Here is a 12,427-nt window from a genome sequence, read left to right on the forward strand (position 1 = left end):
TCTTGGTCATCTCTGACGCTAATGGCACCCACAGACATTCTCGCCGGATGACATCGGCTATGTGGATAACCCACTACGAAAAGCATAGCTTTACCCGAACAGATATTCGAACAATCCGGCGGCGTGTCAGGTTGATGGCGGTCAGTCGCGGGCCGGCTTGATGTCCCGGCCCAGGCGGCGTTCCGGCGGGACGTCCTGGACGTCACACATCGCCAGCCAGACCTGCCGGGGACTCACTCCCGCGGCGAGTGCCTGGTCCGCGGTACGCCCGCCGACCCCGGCCAGGATCAGGGTACTGCTCAGGACCCGGGAGTAGCCGGAACCGAATTCGTCGTCCATCAGACGCCAGTAGTCACTGATTCGCACCAATAGAGTCTCTCATGGAGCGGGACCCTAGAATTGTTGCCATGAGCAACTCCCCTGACGTTCCCGCTCCTGCCGACCCCGCGGATAACACCGTTGACGCGGCGTTGAAGACTGTGGAGCACCAGATCAGCGTCTTTTGGCGAAGGGCACGGTCCGTCTCCCATCAGCTGTCCCGCCAGGTCCATCCCGACATGGAACCTGCCGCCTACGGGCTGCTGACGGTTATCCGGCGGGAAGGACCCATCCGGCTCACTGACCTTGCCCTGAGTATCGGCGTCGGGAAACCCTCGGTCAGCCGGCAGATCGCGTTCCTGGAGAGCATTGGCCTCATCTCCAAGGAGGCTGACCCCCTGGACGGCCGCGCGCAGGCGATCCGGCTGACGCCCAAGGGCGAAGAAAAAATGCACCAGGTCCAGGACGCCCGGCGTGAAGTCTTCCGCGAACGGCTGGGGGAATGGCCGCTTGAGGATCTGCAGGCACTGGCGAAATACATGGCCAAGCTCAACGCCACCTATGAACGCGATGGCTTCCCCCAGGACGTGGCGCCCGCCAAAACGGAGCCCCAGCCACGAGACACCGAAAGCCTTTAAACACAGAAAGCCTCCGGCTGGTGCCGGAGGCTACTGTTAGTGGTTCAGGGTGCTTACCGTGCGCCGGAAAGCAGTCCCTTGGAAAGTTCGTTGGTGAGTTCGGCGTTCAGGTCGCGGTCAAGATCGCGGCCGTAGCGCTGCGAGAACTCCTGGGGAACGGTGTCCGGAACAGCCACGCCCTCTGCGACGGCAACGCGGTCGCTGACTTCACGGAGCATGCTGGACAGGGGTACGTCCAGAGCAGAGCAGATCGAGGACAGAAGTTCTGACGAAGCTTCCTTCTGGCCGCGCTCCACTTCACTGAGGTATCCCAGGGAAACACGGGCACTGTGCGAAACTTCGCGGAGAGTACGCCCCTGACGCTGGCGGACATCGCGCAGAACATCACCAATTTCGTGACGAAGTACAACCATCTTGCGCTCCTTCTGTTCGCTCTTGCCCTGATCGGCGAGGCCCACATCCTTCCAGCGGACAACGCCGTTTACGGATACGGGCTGCTTTACCATCTGTATCGCCTTGCTCCTTATAAGTCCGGTTCGCCGTGGAGCGAACCGTGGTGGTGTATTCATCCTAGGCGCCTCCGCTATCCGGAAGCGACACAATGTAATAACTAATGGGTACCAGGATTTGTTCCCGGCTACTTTACCCCCGGTAACTTCAGGAAGATAGGGCCGCTAGGAGGCGCTCCAGCGCAGCGCCGCAGGCTTGGCCCCGGATCTCCGCGCGGTTGCCGGAAAAGCCGTAGTCGAAGGACTCGGTGCCGTCCGCGGTCGCGATCCCGATGTACACCGTCCCCACCGCCTTTCCGTCGTGTTCGTCGGGGCCGGCTACACCCGTGGTGGCAACGCCGATGTCCGAGCCCAAAGCCGTGCGGACGCCGGCAGCCATGGCAGCGGCAACGTCAGCGTCCACGGACCCAGCGGACGCAAGCAGCTCTGGCGAGACACCCAGGACGTCCACCTTGACGGAGTTCTGGTAGGCCACCACTCCGCCCTGCAGCATTCCGGAGGCACCGGCGGTGTCTGCCAGGATGGCGGACACCATTCCGGCCGTCAGGGATTCTGCGGTAGCTACGGTCAACCCCCGGCCCAAGGCATTCTTGACTGTTTCCCCTGCGAGGTGGTGAAGGTTTGTCATGCCTGCTCCTTGTCTACAATGCCGTGCCGGATCAAGAGCCGCCTACTGGCTGGCAGCGCGTTTGCCCTGCGAACGGAGCCGCAAAGCTTCAACTACATATTCGACGCCGGTCCAGACCGTGATCAGCACGGCCGCCATCATCACGGCGAAAGCCACCCAAGCCAGCCACGGGGCGAGGGCGGCCAGCGGCAGGAGGTAGAGGAAAATCGCGGCGGTCTGAACCACCGTCTTGAGCTTGCCGCCGCGCGATGCCGGGATAACGCCGTAGCGGATCACAAAGAAACGCAAGGCCGTGATGCCCCACTCGCGGACAAGGATCACGATAGTGACCCACCACGGCAGTTCCCCAAGGACGGAAAGCATGACCAGCGCGGAGCCGATGAGCAGTTTATCGGCGATGGGATCGGCAATCTTGCCGAAGTCTGTGACGAGGCCGCGGCTCCTGGCGATGTCGCCGTCGAGCTTGTCAGTGTAGATCGCGACGGCGAACGCCAGCACGGCCGCCCAGCGCCACAGCCCCGACTCACTGCGCAGTCCGGGCGCATCGGCCACGAGGAACCAGACGAAGAACGGCACGAGCGCGATGCGCAACATGGTCAGGATGTTGGGTAGATTCCAGATTCCTGAACTGCTGGAGCCGGCGGCGGTTGCTTCGGTGCTAGTCACCTTCCTAGGCTACCGCCCGGTGAGTGACCAGGCGTCTTCGGAACCGTCCTCGTCGTCGTTATACGAACTGGTGTCCGCCCCATCGAAGTATTCAACGTTCTGGCTGCGCTGGTCCAGGTCCTTGGCAACGAGGTCCTCGGCGTAGCCGCCCTGGGCAATATTGGCGTTGGCGTTATCGCTCAGGGCAGCAGTCTGGGAATCCGGGGCCGCGGGGGCATCCTGGCCCTTCATGGCGGCCAGGACGGCGGCCAGGTCATCCGGTTTCACCAGGACGTCGCGGGCCTTGGAGCCTTCTGACGGGCCAACCACGCCCCTGGACTCGAGCAGGTCCATGAGGCGCCCGGCTTTCGCGAAGCCGACCCGGAGCTTGCGCTGCAGCATGGACGTGGAGCCAAACTGTGTGGTGACCACGAGCTCCGTGGCCTGCAGCAGTACCTCGAGGTCATCCCCGATGTCGTCGTCGATCTGCTTTTTCTGCGCCTCAGGAGCGACGTCGTCGCGATAGACGGCCTTCAACTGGCCCTTGACGTGCTCAACAACCTTGTGGATCTCGGACTCTGTGACCCACGCGCCTTGGACGCGCATGGCCTTGGAGGCACCCATGGGCAGGAAGAGGGCGTCGCCCTGGCCGATGAGCTTCTCGGCGCCAGGCTGGTCCAGGACCACACGGGAGTCGGTCACCGAGGACGTGGCGAACGCCATCCGCGACGGGACGTTGGCCTTAATCAAGCCTGTGACAACATCCACGGACGGACGCTGGGTGGCAAGGACCAGGTGGATGCCGGCGGCGCGGGCAAGCTGGGTGATGCGGACAATGGAATCTTCCACGTCACGCGGTGCCACCATCATGAGGTCCGCGAGTTCGTCCACGATCACCAGCAGGTACGGATAGGGGCGGATGATGCGCTTGGAGTCGACCGGCGGGTGGACCTTACCGGCGCGGACTGCCTTGTTGAAGTCGTCGATGTGCTTGAAACCGTAGTTAGCGAGGTCGTCGTAGCGGGCATCCATCTCACGGACCACCCACTGCAGGGCTTCCGCCGCCTTCTTGGGGTTGGTGATGATGGGCGTGATGAGGTGCGGAACGCCTTCGTAGGCCGTGAGCTCCACGCGCTTGGGGTCCACCATGACCATGCGGACCTCGTCCGGGGTGGCGCGCATGAGGATGGAGGTGATCATGGAGTTCACGAATGAGGACTTACCCGCCCCGGTGGCACCTGCGACGAGCAGGTGGGGCATCTTGGCGAGGTTGGCCACGACGTAGCCGCCTTCAACGTCCTTGCCCACGCCCATCACCATGGGGTGGTCCGTACGGCGGGCGTTCTGGCTGCGGAGCACATCGCCGAGCGAGACAGTTTCGCGGTCCGTGTTGGGGATCTCGATGCCGATGGCCGACTTGCCCGGGATGGGGCTGAGGATCCGGACGTCCGAACTGGCCACGGCGTAGGAGATGTTCTTCGAAAGCGCCGTGACGCGTTCCACCTTGGTGCCGGGCGACAACTCGATTTCGTACCTGGTGACCGTGGGCCCACGGCTGAAGCCTGTCACCTGCGCCTCGACGTTGAACTGGTTGAGGGTTTCAGTCAGGGACGCGACGATGGCATCGTTGGCCTCGGTACGCTCCTTCGGAATGGAGCCAGGCGTCAGGACATCCGAGGATGGAAGCGTGTAGGTGACGTCGCCGGCCAGCGAGAGCTGTTCCGTCCGCTGCGGAATCGGTGTGGGCAACGGCGCCGGGGCGACCGGGTTGGCGGGCACCTTGACCGGGTTCAATGAGCCCGCAGCAACCATGCCGGGCGTCACCAGTGGAATTGCCTCGGTGGCGTTCTCCCCAGCCGATGCCGCAGGTGATGCCGTTCCCAAGCCCTGGGCGGCCTTGATTTTTTCGACGGCGATTTCCGCCTGGGTGGGGCGGCGTACGCCGGGGGCCAGCCGCGGCCCCGAGCCCGGCTTGGGGTCGTTGGCGGGGTCGTCGTCGTCGATGACGGCATGCTCGAACGCTTCGTCCCCCACGTAACCCTCAAGGCCGGCGTCGGGGTCCTCGTCTTTTCCAAACAGACGCCGCTTCTTCTTTTTCGGCGCCGCCGCAGCCGCCGTCTGCTCCAGGTAGCTGCGGTCGTGGCCATCGCCGGCCTCGTCCGGATCCTGCAGGTCGATTCCCATCAGGTGCTCGTAGGCTGCCCGGAGGCGCCGCGGAATCGCACCGAACGGCGTGGCCGTAATGATAAGCAGCGAAACAAATGCCAGCAGCCCATAAAGGGCCACCGGAACGGCCGCGTGAATGGCAGCAAGCGGAGAAGCGGCCAGGAAACCCAGCATGCCACCGGCCTGGCGAAGCCCGTCGAAGCCGTCAGCAACAGTGGGCTGGCCGCCAACGATATGGGCCAGGCCGCAGCCGGCGAAAGTCATAATGAGGAAACCGATGCCCACCCGGTTGTTGCCCCGCCCGTCGGACGGCTGCCGGAAGAGACGGAACGCACAAACAAAAAGCATCAGGGGCAGCAGCAGTGACATCCAGCCGAACGTGCCATTGACCACGCTGTAGACGGCGTCGGGGAACCACCCAGTGAGACCCCACCAGGCAAAGGTGGCGATGAAGATGCCGAGCCCAAGGTTGAACAGTGCCGCGCCGTCCCGGCGGTCCTCTGCCGGCAGGTCGCTGACGTCGTGGCCGATCCTGCGGACGCCGCCTCCCACCAGGTGGCCAATACCCAGCCACGCACCGCCCACCACGCGCACCGGCCACGGCTGGCGCTCTTCGACGGCAGGCAACTGGCGCGTGCGGGCAGTGCTGGAGGTCCGGCCGGTTTTTGACGCCGTGGAGCCGGCCCCGCGGCCAGTGCTGGTGCCGGATTTGGCTCCGGCGGTGCCTCTGGCGGGGCCCTTGGGCGCGGAAGTAGTACGAGTGGCCATAGGTGCCACGCTACCCGAACCACGGCGGAATTCCGCGGATTTCCGGCCTGTTCCGGCCCTCATGTTGCCCAAAGGGAAGGGGCCCGGTTCCGAAGAACCGGGCCCTTCAGTTACTCCACTGGCGGCTCAGGGTTGTTACGCCTCAAGCACCACGGGGATGATCATGGGGCGGCGGCGGAGCTTCCGGTTGACCCAGGTGCCCACCACCCTGCGGACAACCTGCTGCAGCTGGTGGCTGGTGTGGTCGGAGTGGTTCAGCACCGCCTCTTCCAACGCGGCGTTGATCTTGGGGATGATGTCGTCGAAGACAGAATCATCCTCGGCGACGCCACGGGCGTGGATCTCCGGTCCGGAGACCACCTTCCCCGTGGCACGGTTGATCACCGTGATGATGGAAATGAAGCCCTCGTCCCCCAGGACCCGGCGGTCCTTGAGGTCCGCATCGGTGATTTCGCCGACGCTCGAGCCGTCCACGTAGACAAAGCCCACTTCAACCTGGCCAACGACGTCGGCGCGGTGGTCCTTGAGGTCGATCACGGTGCCGTTGTCCGCCAGGATGACGCTGGCAGTGGGTACGCCGGATTCGATGGCGATTTTGCCGTTCGCGATCAAGTGGCGGGTCTCGCCGTGCACCGGCATGGCGTTGAGCGGTTCCAGGATGTTGTAGCAGTACAGCAGCTCCCCCGCGGCGGCGTGCCCGGATACGTGCACCTTGGCGTTGCCCTTGTGAATCACGTCTGCGCCCAGCTTGAGCAGGCCGTTGATGATCCGGAAGACCGCATTCTCGTTGCCGGGGATGAGGCTGGAGGCCAGGATGACGGTGTCGCCGTCGCCCACCACCACGCGGTGGTCGCCGTTGGCCATCCTCGACAGGGCAGCCATCGGCTCTCCCTGGGAACCCGTGGACATCAGGACCACGCGGTTATCGGGCAGGTTGTCGATGTTCTTGATGTCGACGATGAGGCCTTCAGGAACGTCCAGGTAGCCAAGCTTCGCCGCGATGGCCATGTTGCGCACCATCGACCGGCCCACGAAGGCAACTTTGCGGTTGTGCTTCGCCGCGGCGTCCAAGACCTGCTGCACGCGGTGCACATGCGAAGAGAATGAGGCCACGATGATGCGCTTGGTGGCCTGGCCGAAGAGCCGTTCCAGGGTGGGACCGATTTCCTTCTCGGCCGTGGTGAAGCCGGGAACGTCCGCATTGGTGGAGTCGGACATAAAGAGATCCACGCCTTCTTCGCCCAGCTTGGCGAAGTGGCGGAGGTCAGTAATGCGTCCGTCCAGCGGCAGCTGGTCCATCTTGAAGTCACCGGTGTGCAGGACTGTGCCGCCGGCCGTGCGGATGAAGACTGCCAGGGCATCCGGAATGGAGTGGTTGACCGCCACGAATTCGCATTCGAAGGGGCCGAACTTCTCTACCTGGCCCTCTTCAACTGTCAGGGTGTAAGGACGAATGCGGTGTTCCTGCAGCTTGGCCTCGATCAACGCGAGGGTCAGCTGGGAACCTACCAGGGGGATGTCGGCCCGCAAGCGCAGGAGGTACGGGACGGCCCCGATGTGGTCCTCGTGGCCGTGTGTCAGGACGACAGCCACAATGTCATTGATCCGATCCTCGATATACGAGAAATCGGGCAGGATCAGGTCGACGCCGGGCTGCGTTTCTTCAGGGAACAGAACACCGCAGTCCACCACGAGGAGCTTGCCGTCGATTTCGAACACGGCCATGTTCCGGCCGATCTCCCCGAGCCCGCCCAACGGAACGATCCGAAGGGTGCCTTGCGGCAGGGCGGGAGGGGTAACAAGGCCGGGAAGGGCGATTTGGGTCATAGTGCACTACTTTCCAGGCGGAAGGGTGCCGGTCTTAGCCTTAGGAAAAGACCAGCCCTCCTTCAGCCAAGTCCTCGCGGATGGTTTCGATCTCGGCTTCGTCCGGCTCCACGAGGGGCAAACGGACAATCGAGTTGGGCAGGACTCCCTGCCATTTAAGAATTTGTTTGGCCGCAACGGCTCCCTGGACGCGGGTCATCGTGGCCCGAATGACCGGATAGAGCTCGAAGTTGATCTTCCGGGCCGTTGTGAGGTCGTTCGCGTTGACGGCGTCGATCAGTTCGCGGAAGCGGCGGGTCGCGACGTGCGTGGTGACTCCGACGAGGCCGACGGCGCCCAAGGCCATCCAGGGAAGCGTCAGTCCGTCATCCCCGGAGTAGAAGTAAAGATCGGTTTCCGCCAGGACGCGCGTGGCTGCGGTGAAATCGGCTTTGGCATCCTTGACGGCGACGATGTTCGGGTGCTGCGCGAGGCGGATCATGGTCTCGGGCTCGATCGGAATGGACGAGCGGCCCGGGATGTCGTAGAGCATCACGGGCACATCGGTGGATGATGCGATGGCCTCAAAGTGTGCCCGGACGCCCGCCTGGCTCGGCTTGTTGTAGTAGGGCGTGACGAGCAGGAGCCCGTCCACGCCCAGCGCGGCCGCCTGCTGGGAAAGGTGCACTGAGTGCGCAGTATCATTCGTTCCGGTTCCGGCAATGATGGCGGCGCGATCGCCGACAGCCTCCTTGACAGCACGGAACATGCCGAGGTTTTCCTCATCTGTGAGGGTGGAGGTCTCGCCAGTGGTTCCGGTGACCACCAGGCCGTCGCAGCCGTCATCCACGAGCTTGGTAGCCAACTCTGCCGCCTGTGCGTAGTCCACTGCGCCGTCCTTGGTGAACGGCGTGACCATGGCGGTCAGGAGGGTACCGAGGGCAGGAATGTTCGCGGAGGTGTGAGGCATGGCAAAAACGTTACCCTGTCTGCGGCTGGTTAGGACAATGGCGGAGACGTGATGAACGTCAAATAACGCCCTGCGGTGTCACGTTGTTGCGGCCGCCGGCTCAGCGGAATTTCTGCAGCGCGCTCCGCTGAAGGGTTGCCGTGACCACTTCCGTGCCCCTTCCTGCCGCTTTCTTCATCCGCAGTCCGTCCGGGCCCCAGAAGCCGCTCAGGCCACAGGAGGGGCCCAGCGGGGTTGTTCCGCCAAGGTTGGCCAGGATGCCGAACATCCTGTTGTCCATGGCGCGGGCGCCCAAGTGCAGCTCAAGCCTGTGGTCTTCGTCCTGCGTGTAGACGGCAGAGACGGCATATGCGTCCGCGCCGGCCTCGGCTGCACCGGTGGAATGTTCCGGCACGGCGGCATCGAAGCAGATGGCCAGGCCGATCCTCCACCCGTCAAGTTCCAGGAGGCTGGCACCGCTGCCAGCGACGAAAATGTCCTTTTCCTGGCCGTGCAGGTGCGTCTTGAACGCGGCCTGGGCGGTGCCTTCCGGATGGATGGCCAGCGAAGCCAGCCTCGGGGTACCCCCGGGCTCCCGGTAGGCGCCTCCCACGACGGCGGTAATGCCAGTGCGGCGGCAGATTTCACGGAGATTCTCGAGCCGGTTGTCATCCTGGACCAGCCACGATTCCGGGGATTCCAGGAGGGCCAGGTTATAGCCGGTCAGGGAAAGTTCCGGAAACACAGCCAAGCGGGCGCCGTGGGATTCCGCATCCTCGATCAGCCGGACGTGCTCCATAACGTTGGGCAGAACTCCGCCATCGAGGGCCTGGTACTGGATGGCGGAAACAGTCAGGGCTAGTGTCACCACTTCATCCTAGGGAACAGGCCGGGACCGTGTCAGCGCAGGGCCGTGTCAGGGCGAGGAAACTCCGCCCCGCTGGCGGCCCTGGTCCGCGGGCGGCATGTCCGGGCCGCAGTACCGCCCAACGGCAGCCTCCCGCAGGCCCTCCGCCCAGGCAGCGAGGCGCTGGGCAGCCCTGACGTAGTGGAAAAGCTCCGTGGGCGTCAGGGCGTCCAGATCCGTCTCCGCCAGCCGGCGCGCCAGCTCCGCTCCGGCCGGCTGCGCAGCCAGGGCAATGCCTTCCTGCTGCCACTGGACGTCCTCAGGTGATTCGCCGGCGACGAGCTGGCGGAACAGATAGTCCACAACGCCCGGGCTCATGGCCTTCATCAGACCTGCGGGCGCCACTGGGCCATCCAGGCTCCTGGTGGTCCGGTTCGATCCCTTCCCCGCCGGAATGGCCGACGGGGGCTGTGGCTGCGATGGGGTGTGCATGCCCACCATGCTATTCGAACATATATTCGAATTCAAGGACTCGAGGTCAGTGTCCTGCCTGTTACAGCGCTGCCCCCGGGCGCGTGACTGCCTGGGCCCGGCAACGTGTGAGACGATCGGCTCATGACCTCCCGCGCCACGGCAAAACCATCCAGGGCGCCCCGAAGCTCATCGGCCACGGAACGGCTCCGCGGCATTGACGCGGCCCGGGGGCTGGCCCTCCTTGGCATGATGGCCACCCACCTGCTCCCCACGTTCGAGTCCAATGCCGACCTCACGCCAACGTGGATCGGGCTGACATTTTCGGGCCGGGCTGCCGCCCTCTTCGCCGTACTGGCGGGAATCGGCCTCGCCCTGTCAACGGGAAAGCAGGTACCGGCGGAGGGTGCCAGGCTGGGGGCGGCGCGCCGCGGGATTGCGCTGCGCGCGGCGGTGATTGCCGCCGTCGGACTGACGCTGGGCGGGCTGGAAGTGAACCTGGCCATCATCCTGGTCCACTACGCGCTGCTGTTCCTGTGCGTGCTTCCGTTCCTGGGCCTTCGGCCGAAGGCGCTGTGCGCCTGGGCGGCAGGATGGATCCTGGTTTCGCCGGTCCTTGCCTACCTGCTCCGGCCCTGGCTGCTGGCGTCCAACCCGCCCCTGCACCTTGGGCACAATCCCTCCTGGGAGGACCTGTCCACGCCAGGACCCTTGTTGGGCGATCTGTTCTTCACCGGTTACTACCCCGTCCTCCAGTGGATGTCCTATCTGTTGGTGGGCCTGCTGATCGGACGCCTTCCCCTGACCAAGGCCTTGGTGCCATGGCTGCTGCTCGCGGGCGGGACGTTGCTGGCCGTCCTCACCAAGTCCTTGGGTATTGCAGCGATGGAAAGCTGGGGAGGCAGGGCCGCCCTCGAGGACGTGCTGAATGCGCCCAACTATCCTTTGGACAGCGTGCTCCAGGTCAACCTCACCGGCGTGCCTCAGGAGGGCTCCTGGTGGTGGCTGGCTTCTGCTGCGCCCCACTCGGGCACCGCCCTTGATCTGGCGCACACGTCCGCAGTGGCGGCCGCTGTGGTGGGCGCCTGCCTGCTGCTGGGCAGGCTCGCGGACTGGCTGGACCTGGACCTGCTGCTGCCACTCCGGGGCGCGGGTGCCATGACGCTGACCCTGTATACCGTCCACGTCTGGGTGGTGGCGGGCTTCTACCTGAAGCCGCTCCCTGCTGGATGGACCGAAGACGGGATGTACTTCGCCCATGCTGCCACCGCCATTATTGTTGGCATGGTTTTTGTCCTGCTGAAGTGGCGGGGCCCCCTGGAATGGCTGGGCCATGGCGCCAACCGGCTTGGCCGCATGGAGCGGGACACCGGCCGCTGATTCTGCGCAGCGGCTATGCGGGAACCTTGCCGCGGAACAGCTTCACGGCGTCACGCATGGACGCCCGGGCACGCTTGCGGTCGCCCGCGGCGTCGTAAGCGCAGCTAAGCCGGAACCAGGAACGCCAGTCCTCAGGAGCTGCCTCAGCCTCTGCCCGGTACTTTTCGAACTCCGCGTCCGCCGCTGAACGGACAATGCGCCCGGCAGGGGTTCGCGGCAGTTCATCCACGGGGAGCCCGCCTTCGGCCTCCAAGACCTTCGCCATCTGTTCAGTGCGGGCACCGAAGAGCAGTTCACGGACCATGGCCCACCCGCCAATGATGGGCAGGACCAGGTACGCGGCGCCGATCGCCTTGGCGGCAGGGTTGCTGTCCAGCAACAGCAGGACGGACCGCTGGAACGACACCACCAGGTAGAACACCAACAGGAGCGTTATGGCACCCACCCAGATCTTGGTGCGGTTCTTCCGGAAGGCGGCCACCACGTCAGCCACGGTTCAGAGCCCCAGATCGAGGTAGCCGTCAAGGCCTACTGTGAGGCCCGGGCGGGAGGAAACATTGCGGACACCGAGCAGTACGCCAGGCATAAAAGAGGCGCGATCAAAGGAGTCGTGACGGAACGTCAGCTGCTCCCCCGGTCCGCCAAGGAGCACTTCCTGGTGGGCTACCAGCCCTCGGAGGCGGACGCTGTGGACGCGGACACCATCCACCTCGCAGCCCCTGGCACCGGCGAGTTCGCTGGTGGTGGCATCGGGGCTGGGCGGCACATCAGCAGCTTGTCGCTCGGCGGCAATGAGCTGGGCGGTGCGCACGGCGGTGCCCGACGGCGCGTCCACCTTGTCCGGGTGGTGCAGTTCGATGATTTCCACTGACTCGAAGTACTTGGAAGCCTTGGCCGCGAACGCGGAGGCCAGCACGGAGCCGAGTGCAAAGTTGGGGGCGATCAGCACACCGGTTTCCGGGTGCTCCGCGAGAAGTGTTTCCAGGGCGGCGAGACGGCCGGTGTCCCAGCCGGTGGTGCCCACTACGGCATGCATTCCGTGCTCGACGGCGAACCGGATGTTCGCTTCGGTGCTCTCCGGAACCGTCAGGTCCACCACGACTTCGGCACCCGATGCGGTCAGCTGCTCCAGGGAGTCGCGACGCCCGAGCGCTGCGACCAGCTCCAGGTCTGAGGCGGCTTCAACGGCCTTGACGGCCTCGGCGCCCATGCGTCCGTTGGCGCCCAGGACGGCGACGCGCCGGGGAGCGGAAAGTTGTTGGGTCATGCCATTAACCCTACCGTCGGGCCGGCCGCGGGATG

13 protein-coding genes are annotated in these 12,427 nt (G+C 64.7%); 2 read left to right on the forward strand and 11 right to left on the reverse strand.

All coding sequences use genetic code 11. The annotated features are described in order from the left end of the window. Positions 1 to 141: 141 nt before the first annotated feature. A complete protein-coding gene (locus tag V9L17_RS16760) occupies positions 142 to 366 on the reverse strand; it encodes a DUF3046 domain-containing protein (protein WP_337347633.1) in 225 nt (74 codons plus the stop codon). 41 nt (positions 367 to 407) lie between these two features. Here V9L17_RS16760 and V9L17_RS16765 point away from each other — a divergent pair, with 41 nt between their 5' ends. Next, positions 408 to 956, forward strand: a complete 549-nt coding sequence (locus V9L17_RS16765) for a MarR family winged helix-turn-helix transcriptional regulator (RefSeq protein ID WP_337352225.1) — start codon at positions 408 to 410, stop codon at positions 954 to 956. Between the two features lie 53 nt (positions 957 to 1,009). Here V9L17_RS16765 and V9L17_RS16770 read toward each other — a convergent pair whose 3' ends face one another. The 8 genes from V9L17_RS16770 to V9L17_RS16805 all read right to left on the reverse strand — a co-directional run bounded on the left by V9L17_RS16770 (position 1,010) and on the right by V9L17_RS16805 (position 9,766). Then, positions 1,010 to 1,462 (reverse strand): helix-turn-helix domain-containing protein, encoded by a 453-nt coding sequence (locus V9L17_RS16770; protein WP_337347631.1) that lies wholly within the window; start codon positions 1,460 to 1,462, stop codon positions 1,010 to 1,012. A gap of 151 nt (positions 1,463 to 1,613) precedes the next feature. After that, on the reverse strand, positions 1,614 to 2,093 hold the full coding sequence (locus V9L17_RS16775) for a CinA family protein (RefSeq protein WP_337352226.1): 480 nt from the start codon (positions 2,091 to 2,093) through the stop codon (positions 1,614 to 1,616). A 42-nt stretch (positions 2,094 to 2,135) separates the two neighbouring features. Further along, complete coding sequence (pgsA, locus tag V9L17_RS16780; RefSeq protein ID WP_337352227.1) at positions 2,136 to 2,759, reverse strand: CDP-diacylglycerol--glycerol-3-phosphate 3-phosphatidyltransferase; 624 nt, start codon at positions 2,757 to 2,759, stop codon at positions 2,136 to 2,138. A gap of 9 nt (positions 2,760 to 2,768) precedes the next feature. After that, on the reverse strand, positions 2,769 to 5,672 hold the full coding sequence (locus V9L17_RS16785; protein ID WP_337352228.1) for an FtsK/SpoIIIE family DNA translocase: 2,904 nt from the start codon (positions 5,670 to 5,672) through the stop codon (positions 2,769 to 2,771). Between the two features lie 135 nt (positions 5,673 to 5,807). Further along, positions 5,808 to 7,499 carry a ribonuclease J gene (locus V9L17_RS16790; protein ID WP_337347627.1) on the reverse strand — a complete coding sequence of 564 codons (1,692 nt, stop codon included), beginning with the start codon at positions 7,497 to 7,499 and terminating at the stop codon, positions 5,808 to 5,810. A gap of 40 nt (positions 7,500 to 7,539) precedes the next feature. Continuing rightward, positions 7,540 to 8,448 (reverse strand): 4-hydroxy-tetrahydrodipicolinate synthase, encoded by a 909-nt coding sequence (gene dapA, locus V9L17_RS16795; RefSeq protein WP_337352229.1) that lies wholly within the window; start codon positions 8,446 to 8,448, stop codon positions 7,540 to 7,542. 100 nt (positions 8,449 to 8,548) lie between these two features. Continuing rightward, positions 8,549 to 9,295 (reverse strand): carbon-nitrogen hydrolase family protein, encoded by a 747-nt coding sequence (locus V9L17_RS16800; RefSeq protein WP_337352230.1) that lies wholly within the window; start codon positions 9,293 to 9,295, stop codon positions 8,549 to 8,551. Between the two features lie 48 nt (positions 9,296 to 9,343). Continuing rightward, a complete protein-coding gene (locus tag V9L17_RS16805) occupies positions 9,344 to 9,766 on the reverse strand; it encodes a hypothetical protein (RefSeq protein ID WP_337352231.1) in 423 nt (140 codons plus the stop codon). 123 nt (positions 9,767 to 9,889) lie between these two features. Between V9L17_RS16805 and V9L17_RS16810 the strand changes: the two genes are divergently transcribed. After that, a complete protein-coding gene (locus V9L17_RS16810; RefSeq protein WP_337352232.1) occupies positions 9,890 to 11,125 on the forward strand; it encodes a heparan-alpha-glucosaminide N-acetyltransferase domain-containing protein in 1,236 nt (411 codons plus the stop codon). A gap of 13 nt (positions 11,126 to 11,138) precedes the next feature. Here V9L17_RS16810 and V9L17_RS16815 read toward each other — a convergent pair whose 3' ends face one another. Together V9L17_RS16815 and dapB are read right to left on the reverse strand one after the other, a co-directional pair. Beyond that, a complete protein-coding gene (locus tag V9L17_RS16815) occupies positions 11,139 to 11,618 on the reverse strand; it encodes a hypothetical protein (RefSeq protein WP_337347622.1) in 480 nt (159 codons plus the stop codon). A 3-nt stretch (positions 11,619 to 11,621) separates the two neighbouring features. Continuing rightward, a complete protein-coding gene (gene dapB, locus V9L17_RS16820; RefSeq protein WP_337347621.1) occupies positions 11,622 to 12,392 on the reverse strand; it encodes a 4-hydroxy-tetrahydrodipicolinate reductase in 771 nt (256 codons plus the stop codon). Positions 12,393 to 12,427 lie beyond the last annotated feature (35 nt).

The sequence above is a fragment of the Pseudarthrobacter sp. CCNWLW207 genome, assembly GCF_037203945.1.
Lineage (GTDB): Bacteria > Actinomycetota > Actinomycetes > Actinomycetales > Micrococcaceae > Arthrobacter.

Coding starts and splice junctions, on each gene's coding strand:
- dapA (WP_337352229.1), bottom strand. CDS start 8,448: ATGCCTCACACCTCCGCGAACATTCCTGCCCTCGGTACCCTCCTGACC.
- dapB (WP_337347621.1), bottom strand. CDS start 12,392: ATGACCCAACAACTTTCCGCTCCCCGGCGCGTCGCCGTCCTGGGCGCC.
- V9L17_RS16765 (WP_337352225.1), top strand. CDS start 408: ATGAGCAACTCCCCTGACGTTCCCGCTCCTGCCGACCCCGCGGATAAC.
- V9L17_RS16810 (WP_337352232.1), top strand. CDS start 9,890: ATGACCTCCCGCGCCACGGCAAAACCATCCAGGGCGCCCCGAAGCTCA.
- V9L17_RS16805 (WP_337352231.1), bottom strand. CDS start 9,766: ATGCACACCCCATCGCAGCCACAGCCCCCGTCGGCCATTCCGGCGGGG.
- V9L17_RS16770 (WP_337347631.1), bottom strand. CDS start 1,462: ATGGTAAAGCAGCCCGTATCCGTAAACGGCGTTGTCCGCTGGAAGGAT.
- V9L17_RS16790 (WP_337347627.1), bottom strand. CDS start 7,499: ATGACCCAAATCGCCCTTCCCGGCCTTGTTACCCCTCCCGCCCTGCCG.
- V9L17_RS16785 (WP_337352228.1), bottom strand. CDS start 5,672: ATGGCCACTCGTACTACTTCCGCGCCCAAGGGCCCCGCCAGAGGCACC.
- V9L17_RS16775 (WP_337352226.1), bottom strand. CDS start 2,093: ATGACAAACCTTCACCACCTCGCAGGGGAAACAGTCAAGAATGCCTTG.